Source organism: Acinetobacter sp. XH1741, from assembly GCF_041021895.1.
In the GTDB taxonomy this organism is placed as follows: Bacteria; Pseudomonadota; Gammaproteobacteria; order Pseudomonadales; family Moraxellaceae; genus Acinetobacter.
In genome coordinates, this window is record NZ_CP157428.1 from 1,921,439 (window position 1) to 1,947,867 (window position 26,429).

The 26,429-nt window shown below is 39.0% G+C and carries 23 protein-coding genes; 15 read left to right on the forward strand and 8 right to left on the reverse strand.

Annotated elements, in window-relative coordinates:
- Positions 1-303 precede the first annotated feature (303 nt).
- From pgaA to pgaD, 4 genes are read left to right on the forward strand one after another with little or no spacing between them, the layout of a single operon-like run.
- Positions 304-2,742: a poly-beta-1,6 N-acetyl-D-glucosamine export porin PgaA gene (gene pgaA / locus ABLB96_RS09165; RefSeq protein WP_348897633.1), complete on the forward strand. Its 2,439-nt coding sequence runs from the start codon at positions 304-306 to the stop codon at positions 2,740-2,742.
- Positions 2,742-4,571 (forward strand): poly-beta-1,6-N-acetyl-D-glucosamine N-deacetylase PgaB, encoded by a 1,830-nt coding sequence (pgaB, locus tag ABLB96_RS09170; RefSeq protein ID WP_348897632.1) that lies wholly within the window; start codon positions 2,742-2,744, stop codon positions 4,569-4,571. The genes pgaA and pgaB overlap by 1 nt, the downstream gene beginning before the upstream one ends.
- On the forward strand, positions 4,571-5,818 hold the full coding sequence (pgaC, locus tag ABLB96_RS09175) for a poly-beta-1,6-N-acetyl-D-glucosamine synthase (RefSeq protein ID WP_348897631.1): 1,248 nt from the start codon (positions 4,571-4,573) through the stop codon (positions 5,816-5,818). The genes pgaB and pgaC overlap by 1 nt, the downstream gene beginning before the upstream one ends.
- Positions 5,815-6,279: a poly-beta-1,6-N-acetyl-D-glucosamine biosynthesis protein PgaD gene (pgaD, locus tag ABLB96_RS09180; RefSeq protein WP_348897630.1), complete on the forward strand. Its 465-nt coding sequence runs from the start codon at positions 5,815-5,817 to the stop codon at positions 6,277-6,279. The genes pgaC and pgaD overlap by 4 nt, the downstream gene beginning before the upstream one ends.
- 41 nt (positions 6,280-6,320) lie before the next feature.
- On the opposite strand, the gene ABLB96_RS09185 is transcribed toward pgaD, so the two are convergent.
- From ABLB96_RS09185 to ABLB96_RS09200, 4 genes are all read right to left on the reverse strand, one after another.
- Positions 6,321-6,884 (reverse strand): flavoprotein, encoded by a 564-nt coding sequence (locus ABLB96_RS09185; RefSeq protein WP_348897629.1) that lies wholly within the window; start codon positions 6,882-6,884, stop codon positions 6,321-6,323.
- Positions 6,885-7,030: 146 nt separating this feature from the next.
- Positions 7,031-8,035: an LLM class flavin-dependent oxidoreductase gene (locus ABLB96_RS09190; RefSeq protein WP_348897628.1), complete on the reverse strand. Its 1,005-nt coding sequence runs from the start codon at positions 8,033-8,035 to the stop codon at positions 7,031-7,033.
- A 133-nt stretch (positions 8,036-8,168) separates the two neighbouring features.
- The gene (locus ABLB96_RS09195) at positions 8,169-8,681 is read right to left on the reverse strand and encodes a hypothetical protein (protein WP_348897627.1); all 513 of its coding nucleotides are present in this window, start codon (positions 8,679-8,681) and stop codon (positions 8,169-8,171) included.
- A 235-nt stretch (positions 8,682-8,916) separates the two neighbouring features.
- Entirely contained in the window at positions 8,917-9,327 is a 411-nt protein-coding gene (locus tag ABLB96_RS09200; RefSeq protein ID WP_348897634.1) for a hypothetical protein, read from the reverse strand.
- Between the two features lie 409 nt (positions 9,328-9,736).
- Here ABLB96_RS09200 and prfA point away from each other — a divergent pair, with 409 nt between their 5' ends.
- Both prfA and prmC read left to right on the forward strand, forming a co-directional pair.
- Positions 9,737-10,825 (forward strand): peptide chain release factor 1, encoded by a 1,089-nt coding sequence (gene prfA, locus ABLB96_RS09205; protein ID WP_348897626.1) that lies wholly within the window; start codon positions 9,737-9,739, stop codon positions 10,823-10,825.
- Positions 10,825-11,640, forward strand: a complete 816-nt coding sequence (prmC, locus tag ABLB96_RS09210; protein ID WP_348897624.1) for a peptide chain release factor N(5)-glutamine methyltransferase — start codon at positions 10,825-10,827, stop codon at positions 11,638-11,640. Before prfA ends, prmC begins: the two co-directional genes overlap by 1 nt.
- 2 nt (positions 11,641-11,642) lie before the next feature.
- On the opposite strand, the gene ABLB96_RS09215 is transcribed toward prmC, so the two are convergent.
- The 3 genes from ABLB96_RS09215 to ABLB96_RS09225 all read right to left on the reverse strand — a co-directional run bounded on the left by ABLB96_RS09215 (position 11,643) and on the right by ABLB96_RS09225 (position 14,730).
- Entirely contained in the window at positions 11,643-12,482 is an 840-nt protein-coding gene (locus ABLB96_RS09215; RefSeq protein WP_348897622.1) for an ABC transporter permease, read from the reverse strand.
- A 3-nt stretch (positions 12,483-12,485) separates the two neighbouring features.
- Positions 12,486-13,460, reverse strand: a complete 975-nt coding sequence (locus ABLB96_RS09220) for an aliphatic sulfonate ABC transporter substrate-binding protein (protein ID WP_348897620.1) — start codon at positions 13,458-13,460, stop codon at positions 12,486-12,488.
- Between the two features lie 241 nt (positions 13,461-13,701).
- Entirely contained in the window at positions 13,702-14,730 is a 1,029-nt protein-coding gene (locus ABLB96_RS09225) for an AraC family transcriptional regulator (RefSeq protein ID WP_348897618.1), read from the reverse strand.
- 169 nt (positions 14,731-14,899) lie between these two features.
- On the opposite strand from ABLB96_RS09225, the gene ABLB96_RS09230 reads away from it, so the two are divergent.
- The 3 genes from ABLB96_RS09230 (at position 14,900) to ABLB96_RS09240 (ending at position 18,690) form a co-directional block, all read left to right on the forward strand.
- Positions 14,900-15,670: a 3-hydroxyacyl-CoA dehydrogenase gene (locus ABLB96_RS09230; protein ID WP_348897616.1), complete on the forward strand. Its 771-nt coding sequence runs from the start codon at positions 14,900-14,902 to the stop codon at positions 15,668-15,670.
- Positions 15,671-15,689: 19 nt separating this feature from the next.
- Positions 15,690-16,826, forward strand: a complete 1,137-nt coding sequence (locus ABLB96_RS09235; protein ID WP_348897614.1) for an acyl-CoA dehydrogenase family protein — start codon at positions 15,690-15,692, stop codon at positions 16,824-16,826.
- A 220-nt stretch (positions 16,827-17,046) separates the two neighbouring features.
- Entirely contained in the window at positions 17,047-18,690 is a 1,644-nt protein-coding gene (locus ABLB96_RS09240; protein WP_348897612.1) for an AMP-binding protein, read from the forward strand.
- A 45-nt stretch (positions 18,691-18,735) separates the two neighbouring features.
- Here ABLB96_RS09240 and ABLB96_RS09245 read toward each other — a convergent pair whose 3' ends face one another.
- Positions 18,736-19,314: a flavin reductase family protein gene (locus ABLB96_RS09245; protein WP_348897610.1), complete on the reverse strand. Its 579-nt coding sequence runs from the start codon at positions 19,312-19,314 to the stop codon at positions 18,736-18,738.
- Positions 19,315-19,487: 173 nt separating this feature from the next.
- On the opposite strand from ABLB96_RS09245, the gene ABLB96_RS09250 reads away from it, so the two are divergent.
- The 6 genes from ABLB96_RS09250 (at position 19,488) to kdpB (ending at position 26,427) form a co-directional block, all read left to right on the forward strand.
- The gene (locus ABLB96_RS09250; protein WP_216984858.1) at positions 19,488-20,264 is read left to right on the forward strand and encodes a HesA/MoeB/ThiF family protein; all 777 of its coding nucleotides are present in this window, start codon (positions 19,488-19,490) and stop codon (positions 20,262-20,264) included.
- Positions 20,265-20,322: 58 nt separating this feature from the next.
- Positions 20,323-21,621: an AarF/UbiB family protein gene (locus ABLB96_RS09255; RefSeq protein WP_348897608.1), complete on the forward strand. Its 1,299-nt coding sequence runs from the start codon at positions 20,323-20,325 to the stop codon at positions 21,619-21,621.
- Positions 21,622-21,636: 15 nt separating this feature from the next.
- Positions 21,637-22,017: a dihydroneopterin aldolase gene (folB, locus tag ABLB96_RS09260; protein ID WP_348897606.1), complete on the forward strand. Its 381-nt coding sequence runs from the start codon at positions 21,637-21,639 to the stop codon at positions 22,015-22,017.
- Positions 21,974-22,420, forward strand: a complete 447-nt coding sequence (locus ABLB96_RS09265; RefSeq protein ID WP_348897604.1) for a 2-amino-4-hydroxy-6-hydroxymethyldihydropteridine diphosphokinase — start codon at positions 21,974-21,976, stop codon at positions 22,418-22,420. The genes folB and ABLB96_RS09265 overlap by 44 nt, the downstream gene beginning before the upstream one ends.
- 249 nt (positions 22,421-22,669) lie before the next feature.
- Positions 22,670-24,379, forward strand: coding sequence for a potassium-transporting ATPase subunit KdpA (gene kdpA / locus ABLB96_RS09270; RefSeq protein WP_348897602.1), 1,710 nt, complete (start codon positions 22,670-22,672; stop codon positions 24,377-24,379).
- 8 nt (positions 24,380-24,387) lie between these two features.
- Positions 24,388-26,427, forward strand: coding sequence for a potassium-transporting ATPase subunit KdpB (gene kdpB / locus ABLB96_RS09275; protein WP_348897601.1), 2,040 nt, complete (start codon positions 24,388-24,390; stop codon positions 26,425-26,427).
- Positions 26,428-26,429 lie beyond the last annotated feature (2 nt).

Sequence of the window (26,429 nt, forward strand, 5' to 3'; positions counted from 1 at the left end):
AAAATAAAAGTTTTAAATATAAAACACTAAGTTAATAAATGGTTTCTAATTAGTTATCGGCACGTAGACTTTTTACATTAAGTTTGTGAGATAAAATTAGCTTTTTGAAACGAAATGTATGGGATAAAAAGAAGAATAAAAACTCTAATTATTTATTTTTTCTAAATATTTGTTCAAAAACTAAAATTTATTTTTAAAATTTAAAAAATGATAAATAGGTCACACTATTTGTTTTTTGTGAGATTAAATATTCAATTTTAACTATAATTTCTCATCTCGATATGGGACTATCCGATTATCAAAATGCTAAAAAAATGTGTTTTTTCATTGGTATATCTCTTACCAATTCATTTATACGCAGCTCAAGTTGATGTATTACGTGAGCAAGCTATTCAAAATTATAGAGCAGGACAAACGCAACAAGCTGTATCTCAACTAGATCAATTGTTAAAAAATAATCCACATGACCAAAAATTGCTTGCGGATTATTTCGTTATTATGTCCAGTGAAAAAAAGGACCTAATGAGTTTTTCATATTTTTTGGGAAATATTAATTATGTGAATTTTCCAGAATATGCACAGCTACCTTTAATTCAAAATTTCCGTGATTTTAAACACTTTAAAACTGCAATTGATTGGTCAAATAAGTTCAATATTCAAAAGTCAGTTGATGGGCGTATTTTATTATCGGTTTTGTATGCTGAAGCTCAGGACACAGCAAATGCGAAAACTCAGTTATCGAACATCAATATTAAAGGTTTAACTGCTGATCAGTTAGTACGAGTTGCCTATGCTTACCGATTATTAAATTTACCTGTAGATGCTTTAACTACAATTGAGCATGCTTATCAGCAACAACCGAAATCTTCATCAGTTTTACAAGAATATGTTTATGACTTAATCGCTGTAGGAGCATATAAAAAAGCCCAGCAATTATTACAGTCAAGTGAAAAAAATGAGCAAATAGAGCAATTACAGCAGACTTTACAAGTGAGTGAATTTTCTCAACATGTAAATAATGCAATTGCGCGTTATAAGTATCTAAATCGTCAAGGTTTATCTGATACGGAAAGTTTCGCCGAATTAGATGCAGTGCTGATGCAGGGTCAAAAAATGCAACAGCAGATGAAAACTACTGATCCTAACTATTTAAAATTTCATTACGATTATTTATACGCGTTAGATTTTAGAGGTCGTGCAAAAGCAGTCTTAGATAACTTTACGCAGTTAAATCTTCCCATTGAGAAATTACCAGCATATGTACGTCATGCAATTGCTGATAGTTATTTGACTGAGCAAAAACCAAAGCAGGCCGAGCTTGCTTATAAAACACTTTTAACGGAAAAGAATTATGCAGATATGACCGTGTATACGGGACTGTATTATTCTTATATCGAACAAGAAAAATATAAGGAAGCGGAACAGCTTCTAACCGAGGTTGATCATCTTATCCCTACCTATAAATATAGTCAGGCTAAAGGTGTAGACAAAACCAGTCATCCTGATCGTGACGATTATATTGCTTTGCAAGGGATGCATTTAGCCTATGCCAACCATTTAGATCAAGCTGAAAATCATTTTAAAAAATTGGTAGAACGAGCACCTGCTAATGAAAGTTTGGTAAATAACCTCGCACGTGTTGAGCGCTGGAGAGAAAAGCCTTTAGAAGCTAAAAAAACAATTTCTCGTTTAAATGGTTTAGATCCAGTCGCTAAAGATACGCGTGTTAACCAAATGCAAAATGCTCAAGCTTTAGGCGATATTCCAGAATGGCGTAAAAATACAGAAAGCCTTTTGCAATATTATCCTGAAGATACAGGAGTGATTAAAAGTCGAAAAGAATTAGATGACCGTAATAGAGCCACCATTTCGCACTCAACGACTTGGGGACAAAGTAAGGCGGATAATAGTGATGCTGTCAGTGGGCAAAACGGCTTAAAAGACAGAGAAATGGAGACGCGTCTTAATAGTCCTTGGATAAAAGATAATTATCGGTTATTTGCTTGGCATCAAGATCGTTACGGAGAATATCGTTTTGGTGATGTCGATAACCAGCGTTATGGTGTTGGTGCAGAATGGCAAGCAAACCGTAAAGCATTGTCAGCGATTTTTTCGCAAGGTACAGACGGCGGACAAGCTGGTATTCGTCTTGATTGGTCGCAGTGGTTAAACGATCACTGGCAGTATCAATTGCAATATAACAGTCAGGCAGACATTCCTCTACAAGCTATTGATGCAGGGGAGGATGGTCAATCTTACCGAGCTGCTTTGACATGGCAAAAAGATGAATCTCGTCAGATTGGCGCAAGTTATGGTTTGACTGATATTAGTGATGGTAATAAACAACAAGAATTTTCAACTTTCTGGCGCGAAAAGTTATTTGCTGCACCACATCACATAACTTACGGCACCGTTCGTGGTTTTTACGGCAGTAACAGTCAAGATCAAACTGCTTATTTTAGTCCAAGTTCTCATTACAGCGCTGAGCTGAACTTAAGCCATGACTGGGTCACTTGGCGTGAGTATGAGCGCTCATTTAAACAGCATTTTGAGGCTGGAGTAGGTCTATATAAACAGGCTGATTACTCGACTAAGCCAACCTATTCTTTGCAATACCAACACCAATGGCAGCTATCACGTACATGGCAACTCAATTATGGAGTGGGTTGGCAATATCACCCTTACGATGGACATGGTGAACAACATACCTATGGTATTTTCGGATTTGAAGGGCGTTTTTAATGAATAATTTATTGTCGAAAATGTTGAGCTGTGCTTTGGCTTCAACATTGTTACCTCTGCAATGTGCATATGCCCAGATGGAAAAAGATTTACCAAAAAATAATACGGTGACTTTAGCTTTTCATGATGTCAGAGATGATGTTTTAAAAGAGGGAGACCGGGATATTTATGCGATTCAAACTAAAAATCTAGCACAATTCTTTGACTGGCTCAGCCAATCTGACTGGAAGCCCGTTCGCTTAAAAGATATTGAAGAGGCACGTCAGAAAGGTAAGGAGCTACCTCATAACGCTATTTTATTAACTTTTGATGATGGTGCTTTAAGTAGTTACAGTCGTATATTTCCATTGCTCAAGCAATATCAGATTCCGGCAGTATTTGCGCTCCCGACCAGTTGGCTAAATGGTAATACAAAAGCTGGCTATGAGGCATATGGGCAAGGAAATTTGGTCAATTGGAAACAAGTTCGAGAAATGCAAGCATCCGGTTTAGCTGAGTTTGCAAGTCATAGTGATGATTTGCATCATGGCGTATTGGCTAACCCTCAAGGGAACGAACAACCCGCAGCAACTACTTATATGTATTTAAAATCACAATCGCGTTATGAAACAGACCTTGAATATCAGCAACGTGTTTTGAAAGATTTAAAAAAATCTCATGATGTGTTGAAAAAAGAGTTGGGTGTGGAATCTAAAGCGATTGTATGGCCTTATGGCGCCGTAAATCAGCAGTTGGAAAAACTAGCTCAGCAAGCGGGTTTCACTTTTTCTTTTAGTCTAGGGCGTGATGGGATAAATCAGATTAATGATCTGACCTTTAAACGTACGCTTATGGTTGATAACGCTACAGCCGAACAATTGTCTGAGACATTACTGAGTATTCTGAACTCTGCAGATAAAGATTTATATAAGCAACCAAAACACTTTGTGAGTATGGATTTAAAACAATTATCTGCTTCAACCAATACTCAGTCAGATCAAAAACTAGGGGGACTGTTATCCAATCTCTATAGCTTAAAAAACAATACACTGGTATTGAAGCCTTTAGATGATCAGGACGGAGATGGGCAATATGATGTTGCTTATTTTCCAACAACTCAATTACCGATTAAGCAAGATATTTTAAACCGTAGTTTATGGCAGGCACAAACTCGTGCAGGGCAGGCGGTTATTTTAGAATTGCCCGCATATCCGCAAAAAAATAAACCGTTTTTGGTGGCAGACTTAGCCAAAGATATTGCACGTTTCAATAGTAATTTAAGTGGTATCCAGCTCAATGCAGGAAACTCTCTAAATTGTGCAATGCAAAATGTGACTCTAAAAGAAAACAGTTGTGTTGAACAAGTAAAGCAATTGGCTCAAGTAAGTCAATTGACCCAAAGTGCCGTGAAGCCTTATTTAAATATGAGTAATCAGGCTCAGTTTAGTTTGTTGCTGACCCCTGATTTGGAGCATGTTGAAAATTTACCAGTGCTTTTAAAATCACTATTAACCCAACATGATTTGGTGAATTTAAAATTTAATATTGTGGGTAAGCAAAAACAATTTAAACAAGCCCTAGAACTTTTAAATACGCTTGATAAAAAATATAAGCAAAGAATTATGCTGACTTTAGCATTGCCAGAAAATGATCAGCAAAATGCTTGGCAAGAAGTGAAACAAGGAATGTTTGATATTCAGCGTATAGGTATTCAAAAATTTGGTGTTGATGGCTATAACACCGAAAACGCAAAAAATGTCCACAACTACTTATATAACCCGCTCAGCTTAAATTCGAGCTCTGTAATGTTTCAACCCTTTGCTGGTCTAGCGACTGAGGGGAAAAAGTAATGAGAGTATTCCTCGATATTCTATTTGCTTTTGCCTTTTTATATCCGCTACTTATGGCTTGGACATGGATGGTAGGTGGTCTCTGGTTTTTCTTTAAACGGGAATATCATGAACAGCAGTTACCTGAACCCTCAAATGAAGGGTGCAGTATTATTATTCCTTGTTTTAATGAAGAAGCACAGGTACGGCAAACTATTCGCTATGCCTTGCAAACAAAATATCCAAATTTTGAAGTTATTGCTGTCAATGATGGTAGTAGTGACAGAACGGCAGAAATTCTTGATGAACTTGCAGCTCAAGATACTCGATTGCGGGTCGTACACTTGGCAGAAAACCAAGGTAAGGCAGTAGCTTTAAAATCGGGTGTATTGGTGAGTAAATACGAATATTTAGTTTGTATTGATGGAGATGCTTTGCTGCATCCGCATGCTGTTCTTTGGCTCATGCAACCATTTCTAAACTTCCCGCGAATTGGTGCCGTTACGGGTAATCCTAGAATTTTAAATCGCTCAAGTATTTTAGGAAAATTACAGGTGGGTGAGTTTTCTTCAATTATTGGATTAATTAAACGGGCACAGCGTACGTATGGACGTATTTTTACGGTATCGGGTGTCATTGTAGCATTTAGAAAAACTGCCTTGGTCCGTGTTGGTTTCTGGTCTGATGACAAAATTACTGAAGATATTGATATCTCGTGGAAGCTTCAAATGGACCATTGGGATATCCAATATATTCCGCAAGCACTTTGTTATATTTATATGCCTGAAACTTTTAAGGGTCTTTGGAAGCAGCGTTTACGTTGGGCACAAGGTGGAGTGGAAGTATTATTAGAATACATCCCTAAAATGTTCAAAATTCGTCTGCGCCGTATGTGGCCCGTTATGCTGGAAGCTTTGGTCAGCATTGTTTGGTCATATGTCATGATTTTGATCTTTATTCTATTTTTTGTAGGATTGTTCTTTGATTTGCCTCAGCAATTTCAGATTAATTCACTGATGCCTCAGTGGTATGGCGTGATATTAGGTGGAACATGTCTTGTCCAGTTTTTAGTAAGTTTATGGATAGACCATCGTTATGATCGTGGCCGATTTTTTAGGAATTATTTTTGGGTAATTTGGTACCCATTGTTTTTCTGGCTACTCACCCTGTTTACCAGTGTTGTTGCAGTACCTAAAACTATATTTAACACGAAAAAGCGTGCTCGTTGGGTTAGCCCAGACCGAGGTTTCCGTGGAGATAATTCATGAAAAATGAAAAAAGTACTGAAGTAGAAGTCTTGGATATACCTGACTATATTGACCAACCTGAATATGTGAAAAATAAAGCCGCAAACTATACTTTACAGACAATTGGCTGGTTTTGTCTGATGTGGTTGCTTTTTCCACTTGTCTCATTATTTTTGTGGTTTTTCGAAGGCCATCTCATTTATGACTATGTATGGGTAGATAATATTTCGGAAGTAAAGACTTTGCTGCATTTACTTCTTTTAATATGCGTAAGTGCTTTGGTACTCATTTTATGGGCAAGTTATAATTGGCTTAGATTTCACGGCGATGATCGCCGTAGCAAGGCTCCCAATAGTTCTGTTGAGTTATTGGCTTCACAATTTAGGGTGAGTACAGCGTCATTATCAGAGTTACAACAGGCTCAGCGTGTTGTCTTACATTATGATGATCATGGTCATTTAATAAAATATGATTTGAGATGAGTTAAAAAAAGCATGGTTATATTAACCATGCTTTTTTATTTTTAAGATGCCGTTCTAATAATTACATCAACAGAATGTTGTGTCCCATCCATACTATAAATAGCCGTTTGGGTAATTTTTACGACTGGCCATGTTTGCAGCTTACAATTTGATCTTTGTAGCGCGGTATAGTAGTTGTCAGATTTAAAAAATGTTTTATTGGCTTTTGCTATGTTAGGCGTCAAAAGACGTTTAAGCCACGTTTCACTCACGTGAGTTTCAAGAAAACGTAAAGCCAAGATACTTTTAATACGGTTGTTGAACAGCCTCCGGTTTTTTGCAATAAGCGGGTGAGTGATTAATCGATGTATGCCGATTTGACTATGGGGCAAAATAAAATGCGGCGTAATTTGAAACACAGTTACAAAGTTGGCTTGTTGGCAAATTTTTTCTAAATGCGTTACGGTTTCCTGATCCGTTCCAATAATGGCTACATTTAAACGAGAAAAATCAAATTCTTTAAGTACATTCGATAATAGAATTTGACCAGTAAATGCATCAAAATCTTGAACTATATTTTGAAAAGTAGCTGATTTAGCAGCATTATTTTTTAGGTTAATAGTCATTTTTCAAAAGTCCTTTTGGTTTTTCATTTATGATGTTTTTATCGTTTTAATATAAATAACCAAGTGAGGAGTTTGGGTAAAGTCTTTTCAGATAGGTGGTTACCTCATGCCTGATATACGCTCAAGCATGAGATCTTCGGTGTTAGTTAGTTTGCTGATTTTACTTGCATTAATTGAGTAAAGCTGTCTAAACGTTTATTTGTATCATATACATCACAAGTAAAAATAAACTCATCGACTTCATATTTACTCAAAAGCTTTTGTAAACCTGAACGTACAGTTTCAACTGAACCAATTTGGGCCATCTGATAGAAATTTTCAACAGAAAGCTGTTCTGCTGTGTTCCATAGTCCCTGCATGGATTCAACTGGCGGTTTGAGTTTTAAGCTTTCACCGCGAATTAAGCCTAAGACGCGTTGATAAGCACTGGTTGCTAAAAACTGTGCATCTTCATCTGTGTTTGCAACGACAACTGGCACACCCATTGAAACATACGGTTTATCTAAATATTCAGATGGCTCGAAATTTTCACGATAAAGCTCAATGGCTTGACCAAGCATACGTGGAGCAAAATGCGATGCAAATGAGTAGGGTAATCCTAGTCTGGCTGCTAGTTGTGCGCTAAATAAGCTTGAACCTAATAACCAGACTGGCACATGTGTGTTTTGGCCTGGTGTAGCAATAATTTTTTGACCTGCTTGAGGGGCGTTAAAATATTGCAAAATTTCGACAACATCTCTAGGAAACTGATCTTCTGTTTCCTGATGCCCGCGACGTAAAGCACGCATGGTGAGCTGATCTGTACCCGGAGCACGACCTAGGCCTAGTTCAATACGATTTGGATATAAGGTAGCTAAGGTACCGAATTGTTCTACAACTACTAAAGGGGCATGGTTTGGTAGCATGATACCACCTGAACCTAAACGAATGCGCTGGGTATGAGCCGCGATAAAGCCAAGTAAAACAGCGGTTGCTGAACTCGCAATTCCATCCATATTATGATGTTCTGCAAGCCAAAAACGGTCATAACCTAATTTTTCTGCATGTTGAGCGAGCTCTAAAGCATGACGCAATGAAAACTCAGTGGTTTTATCATCACGGATGGGAGCAAGCTCCAAAATTGAAAACTTGGTGTCTTGAAGTGATCGCATGCGATATTCTCAAAAAACGTTATATCGAAATAATACGATATAAAGAGGCGCATGTATATCGTTTTATTTCGATATAAATTTAATACACAAATAAAAAAGCACCGCTAGGGTGCTTTTTGATATCTGGATACCATTAGTCGTGTTTATACCAACCACGGTGTAAGCCATTATCATGACGATAATAAGCACGGTCATTGTAACGACGGTCTTCTCTATAGTGACGATCGTAACGGCGGTCATCACGATCATAACGACGGTCATAACGGTCATCATAGTTACGGTCTTGACCAACTTTACGACCTAGAGCAGAACCACCAGCTGCACCTACAGCGGCGCCAATATAGCCACCGTTGGTACCGCCCATATTTCTACCGACGTTATAGCCAGCACCACCACCTAATGCACCACCAATCGCAGCTTCTGTACGATTACGACGGTCACTTGCAGCAGCTGCACCACCAGCGCCACCTAAAGCTGCGCCAATAGTCGCACCAGTTGTGCCACCCATACTTTTACCGAGTGCTGTACCTACAATACTACCGAGGGCTGAAGTTGCTGCAACACGTGTACCATTATCCGCATGTGCAACACTCACCATTGAAGAAGTTGCGATTAATGCACTTGCTAACCAAATATTCATTTTCATTTTGGAACTCCATGCCCTTTTCATTAAGGAGCAATCTGTATGTCTTGAGCTAAATGTAATTAAAAATTTCGTGAAAATTATGGAGAAGCCCCATATCGATACGATAGTTTTGTGTCTGCTTTGTATCGTTTCTATTAAGATGTGAATAAATCATGAACAACTTGTCTTAAGCAAAGATAGTTCTCAAAATAAAAAAACACCCGAAGGTGTTTTTAAATCAATTACATCGCTGTGATTAGCGGTGATGACGATGTCTTTTCTTCCAGTGTTTAGAAGAATCGCGGTCTTTAGAAATTTTATTACCTAAAGCACCACCACCAGCAGCACCTAGAGCAGCACCAATATAACCGCCATTTGTACCGCCCATGCTTTTACCAACAGTATAGCCAGCACCACCGCCTAAGCCACCACCAATTGCAGATTCTGTACGGTGACGACGGTCACTTGCAACTGCTGCACCACCAGCACCACCTAAAGCAGCACCAATTGTTGCGCCAGATGTACCACCCATGCTTTTACCAATTGCAGTACCTGCAACACTACCTAAAGCAGAAGCAGCTGCTACGTGAGTTGTGTTGTCTGCATGTGCTACAGTTGCCATCGAAGTTGCTAAAACAGCACTACATAATAAGGCATTTAATTTCATCATTTACTCCGTGTCCCCAGTTGCAGGACCTTATATCTTTCGTTACAACAAATGTAACAAAACGCTTCTCTTCAAATGTGGAGAACCATCATTTGATTATTGGAGTTTAGTAATTTCTTTGTATGTTTTCTATTAAAAACGGATGTAAAACCACCAATATTATCTAAAAACTAACTAATAAAAATTATTTAAAGTAGGTGATAAGCATTTGAGGAGATGAATATACAATTTAATCCATATCCAGTTAAAAAGAAGACAAAGTTTATTGCTACCTAAAGTTAATGAATTAAAGGATTATATATGTCATTTAAGCAGCATAATCTGTAAACTATGCGCTATTTTTATGATTTGGCTTATCTTCTTATATTTATCGAGATAAGTTTTTTGGACTTTTGAGATATTTCCTCTTATGAAAGCGTCACTCCGTTTACGACTTGATCAACTCTGTGATCGTCATGAAGAACTTACCGCATTGCTTGCAGATGCTGAAGTGATCTCCGATAACAAACGTTTCCGTAAATTGTCTCGTGAACATAGTGATTTATCTGAAATTACCGAAGTTTGGGGCAAATACCGTCAAGCAGAAGAAGACATTGAAACTGCTGAAATGATGAAGGCGGACCCAGACTTTAAAGATATGGCGGAAGAAGAAATTCAAGCAAATAAAACATTGCTTGAAGAATTAGAAAGCCAACTCAATATTTTGATGATTCCAAAAGATCCAAATGACTCTAATGCAGCTTATTTAGAAATTCGCGCTGGAACAGGTGGGGATGAGGCTGCAATTTTCTCTGGTGATTTATTCCGCATGTACAGTAAATATGCCGAGACACAAAATTGGCGTATTGAAGTACTTTCTGAAAATGAAGGCGAGCATGGTGGTTTTAAAGAAGTCATTTGCCGCGTAGATGGTGACGGCGTTTATGGCCGCTTAAAATTTGAAAGTGGTGCTCACCGAGTACAACGTGTTCCTGCAACTGAATCACAAGGGCGTGTACATACTTCAGCTTGTACAGTTGCGATTTTGCCTGAAATTGATGTTGATACGAATGTTGAAATTAATCCGGCAGATTTACGTATTGACACTTACCGTGCGTCAGGTGCGGGTGGTCAGCACATTAACAAAACTGATTCGGCAGTACGTATTACTCACATTCCAACCGGTACAGTAGTTGAATGCCAAGAAGAACGTTCACAACATAAAAACAAAGCCAAAGCGATGGCTCTTTTGGTATCGCGTTTAGAAAATGCGAAACGTGCAGCAGCTGATGCAGCTACTTCTGAAATGCGCCGTGATTTAGTGGGTTCTGGTGACCGTTCTGAACGTATCCGTACTTATAACTACCCACAAGGGCGGATGACAGACCATCGTATTAACCTCACTTTATATAAGTTAGATGCGATTATGGAAGGTGATTTAACTGAATTACTCGATAGCTTGCATCGTGAATATCAGGCAGATCAGCTTGCGATGCTTGCACAGGAAAATGGCGGCTAATGAATATTGCTCAAGCGCTTGCAATTCGTGGTGAGCCTGACAGTTATGAACGACAGGAGAATGCTTGGTTACTTGAGCATTTTCTAAAAATCAATTCACTTGAATTAAAGTTTAGACTTGAGCAAGAGTTAACAGTCCAGCAAGAACAAGATTATTTGTCTAGCCTTAAGCGTATTCAAAATGGTGAACCTTTAGCTTATGTAACAGGTTCACAGCCATTTTGGACGCTCGATTTAAAAGTGACTTCCGATACTTTAGTGCCACGACCTGATACTGAAGTTTTAGTTGAAACCGTTTTAAATCTAAATTTGCCAAATAACGCAAATATTGTGGATTTGGGAACGGGGACAGGGGCGATTGCACTTGCTTTAGCGAGTGAACGTCCAGATTGGCAAGTCACGGCAACTGATATTTATGCGCCTACTTTAGAAGTTGCAAAAGAAAATGCTCAATCACATGATTTGCAACGTGTGAAATTTGCTTGCGGCGCTTGGTTTGAGGCACTCGAACTACAAAAGTTTGATTTAATAGTTTCTAATCCGCCGTACATTAACCCTGAAGATGAACACATGCAAGCTCTGGCAACAGAACCGCGCCGTGCATTGGTTGCAGATCATCAGGGACTGGCTGATATTGAAATTATTATTTCTCAAGGTAAAAACTGGTTAAAACCACAAGGCTGGATTGCACTTGAGCATGGTTATGATCAGGGGCAAGCAGTTCGACATATTTTTGCAGAGCATGGTTTTAGTCAGATTAAAACCATTCAAGACTATGGTCAGAATGATCGGGTCACTTTGGCATGCTGGATTTAAAGTTATTTCTGTAGTGTATCGCGCCAACGTAATAGCCAGTTTTCTATAAGTTTCATTAAGCTATCGGTTACTTTACCTAGCAACGCCAATAAAATAATTGCAATGATAACAATATCAGGTCGAGACGTTTCTCGGCCATCACTGAGTAAATAGCCAATTCCTTGAGTGGCCGCAATCAGTTCAGCTGCAATCATAAACATCCAAGATAAGCTTAAGCTATTGCGTAAGCCAGTTAAAATGCCTGGAGATGCTGCCGGTAAAATAATAGATATAATCCGCTGAAAAGCACTAAGCCGATAAACTTTTCCAACTTCAATGAGCTTTTTATCTACGTTATGAATTGCTGCAACTGTATTGGTATAAGTTGGGAAAAAAGCTCCAATGGCAATTAATGTAATTTTAGAACCTTCGTCAATTCCTAACCAAAGTAATAAAAGTGGAATCCATGCAAGACTTGGGATTGACTTAATAGCTGAAAAAGTTGGTTCTAAATAAGCTTCTGCTTCTTTACTTAAGCCAACCCAAATCGCAAAAATTAAACCTAAACCACTTCCTATAATAAAACCCACGAATACACGCCATGTACTCATATAAATATGGGTAAATAGATCACTATGAACTAAATCTAAAAAAGATTGCCATAAGCTGCTAGGTGCAGGGAGTAAATAAGCATCGATATAGCCATTTCTAACTAAAAACTCACAACCCACTAAAAAGATGACTGGAATAAGTAGTGCTTTAAACCAACGTATAAATTTGTTGTTTAAATGCTTTTTCTGAGATTTTAAAGCTTGCTGAGCTAGTAACTGATTTAGCTCAGCTTTGTTAAATGAATCACTCATATATTACTTCACGACTTTTTGAGCAAAACGTGGGTCTAACAACTGATCAACCACTTGATTGACATTAGTGCCTTTTCTTACCAAGTCTTCTTCAGTCAAAATTTTACCTGAACGTTTCAGTGCTTGTGCTTGAGTTGCTGATGGAATATTTTGATCAAAATTGGTACGGCTTAATTGTAGTTTAGCGACAGGGAGAGGAAGTTTTGATTCTTGAGCTAAAAGAGCTGCTACTTTATCTGGATTGGCTTTTGCCCATTTTCGGGCTTGTTCATAGGCTTTAATAACGGCTTCAACAGCTTCTGGGCTTTGCTTTGCAAAGTCTTCTTTTACGCTAAGTACACTATAACTATTAAATGCTACATTACGATAAAGTAATTTGGCACCCGATTGAATTTGAGCTGAAGCCATTAATGGATCAAGCCCAGCCCAAGCATCGACTTGACCACGTTCTAACGCCGTTTTGCCATCTGGATGCTGTAAATGGACCAGTTGTACATCTCGTTTATTCAAGCCTACCGTATCTAGTGCTTGTAGAGTAAATAAGAAAGGGTCTGTTCCTTTGGTGGCTGCGATTTTTTTACCTTTTAAGTCTTTTAGACTTTTAATGGGTGAATTTTTTGCGACAACAAGAGCGGTCCATTCGGGCTGGCTTTGTACATAGACAGTTTTAATTGGGCTACCATTTGCTTTGCTTAATACAGCTGCCAATCCAGCGGTAGATGCAAAATCGATACTATTACTGTTGAGATATTCTAGTGAGCGATTACTCCCTTGACTAAATACCCACTTAATTTGGGTATTGGGCAGCGCTTTTTCAAGAAGTTTTTGGTCCTTTACGACTAAACTGGTTGGAGCATAATAGGCATAGTCGAGTTTAAACGTAGTTGGAATCGCTGCGAAAGCAGATGAAGCAAATACAAACCCCAATGTTGATGCTAATATAGTCTTTGGTATAGAAAATTTTGATTTGAAAGACATAATAAAAATAGAACCGGAACAAATAATAGAGCATCCTTGCATGGCTTCGGTTGCTTCCAAACTGAGTTATTTTGATTTATAAATCAGATTGAAAGATAAAAGTTTAAATAAAATTATAAATTACTGTTTCTATAGTGATTATTAAGTTTTGAGTAATACACTTATCTGAAATATTGAATTTAAAAGACATAAATATCATAAGTTTAAGGTTTTATGTCTTAAGCTTCGTTGAGTATGGATTTTATTGCTTGTGGGCAGTTAAATTATCTCGATATGCACCTGGACTGACGCCAGTCCATTTTTTAAAGGCACGGTGAAATGCACTTGGGTCTTGGAAGCTTAAATCTTCACTAATGTCATGTATTGAGTCATTCGTTTTACTTAAACGTTCAACCGCAATATCACAGCGGATTTCATTTTTAATTTGTTGATAACTGACTCCTTCATGTTTCAGACGGCGTTGAATGGTGGCTTCTGAAATATTGAGTTGTTTTGCAACATCTTTGAGTTCGGGCCATTGGGCGGGGTGGAGTTTCAATAAATGACGACGAATAAGAACGCTCAAGGCATTTTCATTTTTAAAGCGAACTAAAAGATTTTGTGGAGTTTGTTCTAAAAAATCATAAAGCGCTTTTTTATCTTTTTTAATTTTAATATCTAAATAGTGGGCATCGAATTCAACTCGATTTATCTCGGCATTAAATTGAATATCTTCACCGAAACGTACGAGATAATCCTGAATATCGCTCGGTTTAGGACAACGTACTCTAATACTATTTAAGCCAATTCGTTGGTCTACTAACCAGCACATAAGTCCGTGTACTAATATTAAAAAAGTTGCATAGCTAAACATGCGTTTAGGTTGTTCACGATCATGAATCAGCAAATAAGCTTTTTCTTGATCTCGTATTAATTCTCCGCGCATGTCATCAAGCACAAAGTTAAAAAACTTCAAAATATCGTAGAGGGCCTTTTCTAAAGTTTCGGCCGTACTGACAAGTTTAGTCAATAACTTATAGCTGCCACGACGCATGGGATGACTATCCATACCAAAAAACTCATCGTTCATGGCGTTGGCAAGCTCTATCCATAATTGGGCATATGTCGTAACAGGTACACGAGCCTTTGGAGACATCAGTAATTCAGCGGGAATGCCTGCTTTATTTAGAATTATTTGTGTATTTAGGCCTTTGGCATAAGCCGTACTCAGTGCTTCATGTACTAGTGCAATCGAAATTGTGCCTTTACTTAAAGAAGATTGGACAACCATGTCAAAGACTCATATTTTCTTCATATATTTCAAGTGAAATATTTCATATTTAAAATTTGGATTGATCAAAAGCTGCAAGCATTTTGAGGCTTTTTGAAATTGTATCGGAAAACAACAACTTTTACTCTCACAACTAAAGTTAAAGAACATTTCTATAGGATAGTAAATAATGAAAATTCAAGGGAAACATTTCGTGATTACAGGTGGTGGCTCTGGTTTAGGTGCTGCTACAGCTGAGTATTTAGTGAAGCTCGGTGCCTCAGTCACATTGGTCGACATGAATGTAGAAGCAGGCGAGCAGCAAGTAAAACAGTTGGGGCCAAAAGCTGACTTTGTAAAACTTGATGTAACCGATGAAGCTGCTGCTGAACAGTTCTTTAAAGATATTTTAGTAAAACATGGTCGTTTGCATGGCTTAGTAAACTGTGCGGGTATTGGCCCTTCTGCAAAAGTGGTTGGCCGTGAAGGTGTTCATGATTTGGGGTTATTTGCAAAGATGCTCCAAATTAATGTCACTGGTACATTTAACATGCTGCGTTTTGCAGCAGAGGCAATGAGTAAAAATACGGTTGAAGCAGGCGAAGAGGACCGTGGTGTAATTGTAAACACTGCTTCAGTTGCAGCATTTGACGGTCAAATTGGTCAAGCGGCTTATTCCGCATCTAAAGGCGCTATTGTGGCCATGACATTGCCGATTGCGCGTGAGCTTGCGCGCCATGCTATTCGTATTATGACTATTGCCCCGGGTATTATGGAAACTCCAATGCTTAAGGGCATGCCACAAAATGTACAAGATGCTTTAGGTCAAATGGTGCCGTATCCATCGCGTTTAGGAAAGCCAGAAGAATTTGCTCGTTTGGTCGCCCACATTGCTGAAAATTCCTATTTAAATGGTGAAGTTATCCGTTTAGATGGTGCAATTCGCATGGCAGCAAAATAATAAAAATAAGGATGTTGAAATGATTCTAAACGCTGAGCAAAGTATGGTTCAGGAGATGATGCGTAATTACTCGCAAAATCAGTTAAAACCAACAGCTGCACATCGTGATAAAACCCATGAATTTCCTGCTCAGGAATTAAAAGATTTAGGTGCTCTAGGCGCTATGGGGATGACTGTACCCGATGAATGGGGCGGTGCTGGAATGGACTATGTCTCTTTGGTGCTTGCCATTGAAGAAATTGCCGCAGGTGATGGTGCTATTTCGACAATCGTAAGTGTTCAAAATTCATTGATTTGCGGTATTACATTAGCTTATGGTTCTGAGCAGCAAAAACAAACCTATTTGCCAAAATTTGCTTCTGGCGAATGGCTAGGATGCTTTTGTTTAACTGAGCCACATGTCGGTTCCGATGCAAGCGCGATTTTATGTAAAGCCGAGCGAGACGGTGACCATTGGGTACTCAATGGTGTAAAGCAATTTATTACCAGTGGTAAAAATGCTCAAGTGGCTTTGGTATTTGCGGTCACAGATAAACACGCTGGTAAAAAAGGCATTTCGTGTTTTCTTGTACCAACCAATACACAAGGTTACTTAGTGACTCGTATTGAAGACAAAATGGGTCAACATGCCTCGGACACAGCAACCATTACGCTAGAGGACTGCCGAATTCCTTTAGAAAATTTGGTAGGACAAGAGGGCGAAGGTTATAAAATTGCGCTATCTAATTTAGCGGCTGGGCGTATTGGTATTGCGGCTCAATCTGTTGGTATGGCAAGAGCTGCTTTTGATGCAGCCGTGCAATACGCAAACGAGCGTAAGGCCTTTGGCGTAGAGTTAGTCCAGCATCAGGCGGTTGGCTTTCGCTTAGCAGATATGGCAACTCAGATTGAAGCGGCACATCAGCTGGTTTTACATGCTGCAACTTTAAAGGATGCAGGGCTACCATGTTTAAAAGAAGCCTCGATGGCAAAACTCTTTGCATCAACCATGGCTGAAAGAGTATGTTCGGATGCCATTCAGATTCATGGTGGTTATGGCTACGTTAGTGATTTCCCTGTTGAGAGAATTTATCGTGATGTCCGTGTAAGCCAAATTTATGAAGGCGCTTCAGACATTCAACGTTTGGTGATTGCTCGTGAAGTGGCTCAAGTTTAGATCATAAAATATTGAGTTTTTAAACTTAAAACTGCAAGAAGCCGCACACCATGTGCGGTTTCTTGCAATTGAAATGATGCATTTTTGATATTAGTTTTATTTGAAATAGAGGGAAAAGTTGAAGAAATATTCTTCAAGCTTTAGCTAAAACAATAACAGTCAGGACAAATTTTGTGACCTTGCACAAAATTAATCATCAAACGGAATGAAGGTGAGCATCATGAAAACTTTGGCAGAAGCTTATCAGCAATTTGATCTTGCAAAACTCATTGAAGAGCAACTTGTTGGCGACCCTCAAGCGATAAATGCTTATGTTGAGTGCTGTGAGCGTTATGTAGGAAAAAATAAAATAGCGCTGATTTGGGAAGGGAAAAACGGACAGGCAGAGCACTATACGTTCGAACAACTTGCGGAGCTGTCTGGAAAACTTGCTAACTTTTTTAAAGCACAAGGAATCCAAGCTGGAGATTGTATTGCAGGACTTCTACCGAGAACGCCTGAGTTATTAATTACAATTTTGGCAGCGTGGCGCATAGGCGCGATTTATCAGCCTTTATTTACTGCCTTTGAAGCAAAATCGATTGATCACCGTATTACGACTGCTCAAACTAAACTGATTGTGACCAATGATGAACAGCGCCCTAAACTAAATACTCTAAATGTTCCCGTTATTGTCACTGTTCATCAGACAGGTTATTTGTCTGAGCATGACTTTGATTTTTGGCAATCCTTACAACGCTATTCTGAGCAATGTGAGCCAGTGAGTCGTAGCTTTGACGATGACTTTTTAATGATGTTTACCTCTGGCACAACTGGACTAGCCAAGTCTGTACCTGTTCCACTAAAAGCAATTTTGGCATTTAAAGGTTATATGACCCATGCTGTTGATTTGCGTGAAGATGACATGTTTTGGAATTTGGCAGATCCCGGCTGGGCATATGGTTTGTATTATGGTATTACGGGGCCTTTAAGCTTAGGGCATAGCATTATTATGGATGAGCGTTCATTTAATGTAGATCAGGCAATTGAGTTAATTAAAAAATATAAAGTAAGTAATTTAACTGGTTCGCCGACAGCATTTCGAATGTTTTTTGGATTTAAAGAAAAATTTGATCCTTTAATTAAGCAACACTTACGCGTAGTCAGCAGTGCGGGTGAGCCATTAACTCCCGAAGTTGTGAACTGGTTTAAGCAGGATTTAGAGGTCAATATTTTTGATCAGTATGGTCAAACAGAGTTAGGTATGGTGATTGCAAACCACCATGCTCTTGAGCATCCATTAAAAGTAGGCTCGGCTGGTTTTGCAATTCCTGGTCATCGTTTTGCGGTGTTAGACCAAAATTATCAAGAAATGCCAGCTGGTGGTATTGGTATTCTTGCAATGGATTCTGAACAATCTCCATTGATGTGGTTTAAAGGTTATGGTGGCAATAATCGTAAATCATTTGTTGGTAAGTATTATTTAACAGGTGACACAGTCACTTTAAATGAACATGGGGGCATTGATTTTGTGGGGCGTGCTGACGATGTCATTACAACATCAGGCTACCGAGTTGGACCATTTGATGTTGAAAGTACTTTGTTAGAGTGTGAAGCGGTATTGGAGTCCGCCGTAATTGGTAAACCTGATCCGGAACGCACCGAAATAGTAAAAGCTTTTGTGGTGCTTAAACCTGCTTATCAAGCATGTGAAACATTAAAAGATAAATTACAGCAATATGTTCGTAACCGTTTATCTCGTCATGCTTATCCGAAAGAAATTGAGTTTGTAGACAGCCTACCGAAAACCACGAGCGGAAAAATTCAAAGAGGGTTATTGAAGCAGCAAGAAATTGCAAAAATGCAGCAAGCCTATGCAAGCTAAATTAAATAAAGGGAAATATTTAAATATTTCCCTTTATTTCTTATATTAGATATCGGCTTTTACTTCCTCACCAATTAAATAAAACGTTCCCCCAGCAATATAGTGCAGACTTCGAAGTTCTTTTGGTGCATCTTGGAAATGCCAGTGTCCATCTCTAAAAACACGGGTATCGGCCCATGCACCCACAACAGAACCAATAAATAAGTCATGAGCTGACTGATTATGCGGTTCAGGAATAAGTTTACAAACCAGCCATGCGATACAACCTGATACAAGCGGACTGGTTAGCCCTTCTTGATAAAAGAGTTCAACACCACAATGCTCAAGTTTTTGTGGGTCATCTAATTTACTAATGGTGCCAAGTTGCTTGGTCATATTAAGCTGTGCATAGCAAGGAACTTGTAATGTGAAATAACCACTTTGCTCGACAAGCTGTCGGGTTTTCGTACTTTTATCTAAAACCACGGACACTTTGGCAGGCTTGAACTCTAAGGCACATGCCCATGCAGCAGCCATTACATTGCGGTCGTCACCATGTTGTGCAGAAACAAGGACAGTTGGACCATGATTTAACAAACGATAAGCTTTTTCTAACTCTACAGGTGCAATATATGATTGGGACATATTTAGCCTAAGTAATACAGAAAATGGATTGCTCTATTGTTGCAGAAAGTGTGAAAGAAGTAATGTGAACAAACGTGCTTGAACCGAATAAAAAAGTTGTTTCCATTTTATAGCTTTCATAATGACGAACTTAGTCATAAAATCATTTTGCTTCTAAGTGAAAGGATTAAGGTGTGACCGAGCTTCAAGATATCGATTTTGTAGAGTTAAGTGATGAAGAAATGCATCTCTATAGCCGTCAGATTTTACTTGATGGGTGGGATATTGAAGCTCAGGAAAAACTCAAACTGGCTAATGTGTTGATTGTAGGTGCTGGTGGCATAGGCTGTAGCAGTGCAGAGCTACTCGCACGAGCAGGGGTCGGAAAAATTACACTCATTGATGCCGATACCATTGAGATAAGTAATTTACAGCGCCAAATCGCATTTGGTCATGAAGATATTGGTCGCTATAAAGCTGAAGTTTTGGCAAAACGGTTACAGAAAATTAACCCTTATATCTGTGTTGAATACTTTAATGAACGTTTAGACGAACATAACATTGATAGACTTGTTGAACACCAAGATGTGGTTTTAGATGGCTGTGATAACTTTACAACTCGTTATTTAGTGAATAGCGCTTGTAAGAAACATCAGGTCGCTTTAATTAGTGCTTCTGCAATTGGCTTTCAGGCGCAAATGTTTATGGTAGAAGGTGATTCTGCTTGTTATGAATGTTTGTTCCCCAAAGAACAACATGACAATGAAGGATTGCGATGTGCAGAGTCGGGTGTACTAGCGACTACACCTGTAATGATAGCGTCATTACAAGCACATCACACTTTATTGTATTTAGGGCTAAATCGTACGCCGTTAAAGCAGAAACTGCTACTTTGGGATGGGTTAACGATGACACAACGCATTGTTAATTTTGATAAAGATATAAATTGTCCACTTTGTCAGGCAAGCTAATCAGCAAATAAGACAAAATTTGCTACACTTGATTTGAATACTCTGGTTTTAAAGAAATATGAAAAAAAATATTTTATTTGATGGATTGCGCTCAGTTGCCCGTATCGGTGAAACAGCAGTTGTTGCTGCTAAAGCTGGTATTAAATATGCAACTGATAAACCAAGTAATGCCAAACTCATGCGAGAGACTTTTGAATCACTTGGCTCAACATATATTAAACTTGGTCAGTTTATTGCAAGTACACCATCGTTATTCCCACGTGAATATGTAGAAGAATTTCAAGGTTGTTTAGATCAGACACCAACTCTGCCATTTAGCTATATTCAAGGCGTACTTGCCTCTGAATTTGAAGGGCGTGATTTAAGCCAGATTTTTAGCTATATCGATGAGAAACCATTAGCTTCTGCTTCAATTGCTCAAGTTCATGCAGCTAAACTGACGACAGGTGAAGATGTCGTTATTAAAGTACAAAAACCTGGCGTGGAAACCATTTTATACACTGACCTAAATGTAGTGCATTGGGCAGCAAAATTACTTGAACGTGCAGTACCCAAAATTAAGTTTGCTGCTCTTTCTGATATTGTCGATGAAATTAAAACTCGTATGGTGCGTGAAGTCGACTTTATTGAAGAAGCACAAAACTTAGATGACTTTGTAGAATATTTAAATATTTCTCAAAACCACGCCGCGACAGCACCTAAGGTTTATCATCAGTTTTCTACGCGCCGTGTTTTGACCATGCAGCGTTTATACGGTGTGTCTTTGACAGATTTTAGTGTCGTAAAACAATATGCTAAAGACCCATCACAAGTACTCATTACTGCCATGAACACATGGTTTGGTAGTCTAATGCTGTGTAAGAGTTTCCATGCTGACTTACATGCTGGAAATCTAATGTTGCTTGAAGATGGACGAATTGGTTTTATCGATTTTGGTATCGTGGGGCAGTTAAAGCCAGAAGTCTGGACAGCATGTATTGCGTTTATGGATGCCTTGCAAAAGACTGATTATCAGGCAATGGCTGAAAATATGCTGAAAATGGGTATGACCCATAATAAAGTTGATGTTCAGATTTTAGCTCAAGATTTAGAGCGTTTATTTAATGGCGTATTAATGGCAGATCCTCAGCAAATTCTGTCTACCAATCCTGCCGATTTAAACGACATTATGATGGATATGGTCGGTGTAGGTGAGCGCCACGGTATTAAATTCCCTCGAGATTTTGCCTTATTATTTAAGCAAATGCTTTATTTCGATCGTTTTATGCGCGTACTCGCTCCATATACAGATATTTATGCAGACCAACGTTTGAAAATGGTTCAAAATATGGAACCTGCTTCTTTGTTAAAGCACTAAGGTCAGTTTAGATTTATGGATGCCATTATTATTGAAGGCTTGAAGGTTGAGACAGTGATTGGCTGTTTCAACTGGGAAAGACAAATTATTCAACCTTTAATGTTGGATTTGACCATCCATAATGATTTGAGCCGAGCAGCAGAGTCTGACAAGCTTGAGGACACTCTCAACTATGCTCAGATTTGTGAGTTATCGGCTCAAACTATTCAACAAGCCAAACCTGAATTAATCGAACATGCAGCCCATCTGGTTTTGCAATGTTTGTTTGAAACCTTTCCAACAATTGAAAAAATTACCATAACCATCCGTAAGCCAGCCATCATTGCAGAAGCTAATGCTGTAGGAATTCGTCTTGAACGCACCAGAAACAATTTTTGCGCTCGCCCTTGCGAGTAATTTAGACGCAAATCAGTACTTTACTTTTGCTTATACGCAATTAGCAACTTTGGGGAAAGTGCAGTTTTCATCTGTTTATCAAATTCCATGCCGAGATGGTATTGGAGACAATTACTGGAATTCAGCATGTTTATTAAGAAGCCCTTTATCGTGTGAGCAAATTGAATCTTTTCTAAAAAAACTTGAGACAGATTCTGGGCGTGTTCGTCCATCGCATCATATTTCTTTAGATGTAGATTTGATTGCATGGGGAGTTGATCTGGACCATATGCAATTTAATTCTAAAAAATTACCTTTGGCCCTTGATGTAAAAATCCCTTTATATGAGCTTTGGCATTGTGAGACTTTAAAGGCTGATAGAACACTTTATCCAGTCGTCAACTTTAAGGTTTCAGGTCTTTAAAACTAAATTTTACGCAAAATTTACGCGGTCTTTGAGTTCCTCAATAGAGAATTTACGAGCATTTTACCCATACTGAAATCCACTAAATTAGTGTTATTTCAGGACAATAAAGATGCTTATAAATTCTCAAATGCGCATCTTGCATCAGTCTGGCATAGTGTTATGCGGACTCAAAAAAAATGATATTTCTTCATTTCTCCTTATTTCCAATTTGGCAGATCAAGCCATGGGGTATAGAGGAGAATAGCCATGTTAGAACTTATACTTGTTTTATTTATTGCTATTTTTTTAGCATGGTGTCTGAGTAAATATCTATCCAAAGTAATGGCAAATCAGCCGATGTGGGGTGATGGATTATTTCGTTGGATTGAAAATCCTGTATATCGCTTGTTAGGTATATCTCCACAACAACAGATGAACTGGAAACAATATTCTTTAGCATTTGTTGTTAGCTGTGTCTTTCTAGCTGTAGCCGTTTTCGCTATTTTTATGACGCAAGCATGGCTACCATTAAACCCAAATCACGCGCCAAACATGAGCTGGGATTTAGCATTACACACGACGATTTCATTTTTAACTAATACCAATCAACAGCATTATTCTGGCCAAGCTCAGTTATCTTATTTGTCGCAAATGACAGGTATTGTGGGCTTGCAAGTCATTACTCCAATGATGGGGTTGGCTTTAGTTGTCGCGACCTTAAGAGCTTTCTTTTATCAACGTCCAAGCCATATTGCAGCCGATGTTGCCGAGCAGCCAGACCAAATTTTAATTGGGAACTATTGGGCAGATGTGATTCGCCCTACAGTACGTTTCTTGCTTCCTCTGTGTTTTGTCTGGTCACTGTTGCTCAATAGCCAAGGCGTGCCAGCAACTTTTCAGGGTGGACCAGAAGTACAGGTTATGGATAAAGCGAATACTGTACAAACCCAAAAAATTCCATTAGGTCCAGTTGCACCAATGGTTGCTATTAAGCAATTGGGTAGTAACGGTGGGGGGTGGTATGGTCCAAATAGTGCTGCACCTTTAGAAAATCCAACGCCGCTATCTAACTTTTTGGAAATGCTTGCGATTTTACTCATTCCAATTACAGTCATTTTTATGGTGGGTCATTTTACTCAACGTAAAAAATTTGCCTACTTTGTATTTGGTAGCATGCTCTTCATGTCGGTTATTTCAGGTGCAGCAGCTGTCTGGTCTGAAAGTATGTCGTCTACAGCATCACAAATTGCCATAATGGAAGGTAAAGAACAACGATTTGGAGCTGCATCATCAGCAGTTTGGGCTGCGCTTACCACACAAGTGAATAATGGTTCAGTCAATATGATGCATGATTCTTCGGCACCTCTTACTGGGCTGGTTGAACTCATTAATATGTTGATTAATGCCATTTGGGGTGGTGTGGGCTGTGGTCTGCAACAGTTTATGGTTTATCTGTTACTTGCAGTATTTATTGCAGGTTTAATGACAGGCCGTACGCCTGAGTTGTTTGGGCGCAAAATTGAAGCCGCGGAGATCAAGTTACTTGCAATTATTATCTTGATTCAGCCTCTTATCATTCTTGCTTTTACGGCTCTAAGTGTCAGCATTCCGGGCTTATCAGGCATCACAAACCTAGGACCACATGGTATTACCCAAGTGTTCTATGAATATGTCTCTGCATTTGCAAACAACGGTTCAGGCTTTGCAGGCCTTAAAAATACGACAGTCTGGTGGAATGTCACTTGTAGCATTGCACTTCTTTTAGGGCGCTTCCCAGCATTAATTTTGCCATTAATGATTGCGACACGTTTAGCAGCAAAAAGAAAAGCACCCGAAACAACAGGTAGTCTTCAAGTTGAAACACCAACTTTTGCGTTAACACTGATTACGATTGTTGTGTTGCTTACCTTATTACAATTTATGCCAGTTCTTGTCCTTGGGCCAATTGCCGATCAACTTTTGTTGGTTAAAGGCTAAGGAGGCGAGTGAAAATGAATACACAAACTCATGTAAATAGCCATAAAACGACTGTGGCAGTACCAACTTTTGAAGTTTGGAAAAATGCTTTTGTGAAATTGCTACCGCAGCATGCAATTAAAAACCCTGTTATGGCAATTGTATGGCTTGGAACAGTGATTACTGCTCTAAGTACCTTAATGGGATATGCCACACTGCTGTTTGGTTTGGTCGTCACAGCAATTTTGTTTATTACGATTTTATTTGCTAACTATGCTGAAGCGGTTGCAGAGGCTAGAGGTCGTGGACAGGCATCTTCATTGCGTGCAGCAAGAGAAAACTTGACTGCTCGAAGACTTAATTCTTTGACAGACCGCCAAACCACTCAAATCGCAGCCACCGAACTTCATTTAAATGATTTTATTGAAGTACATGCAGGTGAGCTTGTTCCAGCTGATGGTGAGATTATAGAAGGCTTTGCCACGATTAATGAATCGGCTGTTACAGGTGAATCAGCACCTGTGCTACGTGAAGCCGGAACTGACCGTTCTGGTGTTATTGGCGGTACCAAAGTCCTTACAGATCGTATTGTTGTGCAAGTGACTGCTGAATCTGGTCAAAGTTTCTTGGACCGTATGATTGCTTTGGTTGAAGGCTCAAATCGTCAAAAAACACCGAATGAGGTTGCACTTGGCTTCTTGTTAATGGTGATGACACTTACATTTTTAATTGTGGTGATTAGCCTACCATTTATTGCTCATTATTTGCATATTGAGCTAGATCCAGTTGTACTCGTAGCATTGTTAGTCTGTTTAATTCCAACAACCATTGGTGGCTTGTTACCTGCGATTGGTATTGCAGGTATGAACCGCGCGCTCAAAGCCAATGTTTTGGCGAAATCAGGTAAAGCTGTCGAAGTTGCGGGTGACATTGATGTGCTTTTACTAGATAAAACGGGAACCATTACTTATGGTGACCGTCAAGCGACCTCATTTTATCCTTTAACTTCCGTAAGTGAATCTGAATTAAGAGCCGCTGCTTGGGTAAGTTCACTTGCCGACCCTACACCAGAAGGAAAGTCGATTGTTAAGTTAGCAAAAGAACAAGGTTTAAAACAGCAAGAACCTGAGCAAGCCGAATTTATCTCTTTTAGTGCTTCAACTCGAATTTCTGGTGTGAATTTACCGAATGGTGACCAAATTCGTAAAGGTGCTTTAGATGCAATCTTGAAATTTGTAGATGAAGATTATTCTCAAGATTTAGAGTTAAAAGCACGTGTTGAACAAGTTGCCAAAAAAGGTGCAACACCATTGGTTGTCGCAAATCAACATCATGTATTAGGTGTGATTGAACTCTCTGATGTGATTAAACACGGTATTAAAGAGCGTTTTGCACGCTTAAGAGAAATGGGCATCAAAACTGTCATGGTCACAGGTGATAACCCATTAACTGCTGCCGCGATTGCTGCTGAAGCTGGTGTAGATGACTATATTGCCGAAGCAAAACCAGAAGATAAATTGGCTTGTATTCGTACTGAACAACAACAAGGTCGTTTAGTTGCAATGGTCGGTGATGGAACCAACGATGCGCCGGCATTAGCGCAAGCCGATATTGGTTTGGCTATGAACTCAGGTACACAAGCTGCAAAAGAAGCCGGCAATATGGTTGATTTAGACTCTGACCCGACCAAACTGCTTGCTGTGGTTGAAATTGGGAAACAGCAGCTGATTACCCGCGGTGCTTTAACCACCTTTTCGTTAGCAAATGACGTCTCTAAATACTTTGCCATTTTGCCTGCCTTATTTGCAGCTGCAATACCGCAAATGCAAGTATTAAATGTCATGCACTTAGCGAGTCCAAACAGTGCAATTTTATCTGCATTAATTTTTAACGCGATTATTATCCCGCTATTAATTCCAATTGCACTTCGAGGCGTGAAATTTAAACCTTCCACTGCAACTCAGTTACTACGTCGAAATATGTTGATTTATGGTGTGGGTGGCGTGGTTCTACCATTCATTGCCATTAAAGCGATTGATGTTGTGATTGTTCAATTATTTGGTTTGTAATC

Coding starts and splice junctions, on each gene's coding strand:
- ABLB96_RS09245 (WP_348897610.1), bottom strand. CDS start 19,314: ATGTCCCAATCATATATTGCACCTGTAGAGTTAGAAAAAGCTTATCGT.
- ABLB96_RS09220 (WP_348897620.1), bottom strand. CDS start 13,460: ATGTCTTTCAAATCAAAATTTTCTATACCAAAGACTATATTAGCATCA.
- ABLB96_RS09190 (WP_348897628.1), bottom strand. CDS start 8,035: ATGCGATCACTTCAAGACACCAAGTTTTCAATTTTGGAGCTTGCTCCC.
- ABLB96_RS09255 (WP_348897608.1), top strand. CDS start 20,323: ATGAAAAAAAATATTTTATTTGATGGATTGCGCTCAGTTGCCCGTATC.
- ABLB96_RS09195 (WP_348897627.1), bottom strand. CDS start 8,681: ATGAAAATGAATATTTGGTTAGCAAGTGCATTAATCGCAACTTCTTCA.
- kdpA (WP_348897602.1), top strand. CDS start 22,670: ATGTTAGAACTTATACTTGTTTTATTTATTGCTATTTTTTTAGCATGG.
- ABLB96_RS09200 (WP_348897634.1), bottom strand. CDS start 9,327: ATGAAATTAAATGCCTTATTATGTAGTGCTGTTTTAGCAACTTCGATG.
- pgaC (WP_348897631.1), top strand. CDS start 4,571: ATGAGAGTATTCCTCGATATTCTATTTGCTTTTGCCTTTTTATATCCG.
- prmC (WP_348897624.1), top strand. CDS start 10,825: ATGAATATTGCTCAAGCGCTTGCAATTCGTGGTGAGCCTGACAGTTAT.
- ABLB96_RS09240 (WP_348897612.1), top strand. CDS start 17,047: ATGAAAACTTTGGCAGAAGCTTATCAGCAATTTGATCTTGCAAAACTC.
- prfA (WP_348897626.1), top strand. CDS start 9,737: ATGAAAGCGTCACTCCGTTTACGACTTGATCAACTCTGTGATCGTCAT.
- folB (WP_348897606.1), top strand. CDS start 21,637: ATGGATGCCATTATTATTGAAGGCTTGAAGGTTGAGACAGTGATTGGC.
- pgaA (WP_348897633.1), top strand. CDS start 304: ATGCTAAAAAAATGTGTTTTTTCATTGGTATATCTCTTACCAATTCAT.
- ABLB96_RS09235 (WP_348897614.1), top strand. CDS start 15,690: ATGATTCTAAACGCTGAGCAAAGTATGGTTCAGGAGATGATGCGTAAT.
- ABLB96_RS09225 (WP_348897618.1), bottom strand. CDS start 14,730: ATGGTTGTCCAATCTTCTTTAAGTAAAGGCACAATTTCGATTGCACTA.
- pgaD (WP_348897630.1), top strand. CDS start 5,815: ATGAAAAATGAAAAAAGTACTGAAGTAGAAGTCTTGGATATACCTGAC.
- pgaB (WP_348897632.1), top strand. CDS start 2,742: ATGAATAATTTATTGTCGAAAATGTTGAGCTGTGCTTTGGCTTCAACA.
- ABLB96_RS09215 (WP_348897622.1), bottom strand. CDS start 12,482: ATGAGTGATTCATTTAACAAAGCTGAGCTAAATCAGTTACTAGCTCAG.
- ABLB96_RS09230 (WP_348897616.1), top strand. CDS start 14,900: ATGAAAATTCAAGGGAAACATTTCGTGATTACAGGTGGTGGCTCTGGT.
- ABLB96_RS09185 (WP_348897629.1), bottom strand. CDS start 6,884: ATGACTATTAACCTAAAAAATAATGCTGCTAAATCAGCTACTTTTCAA.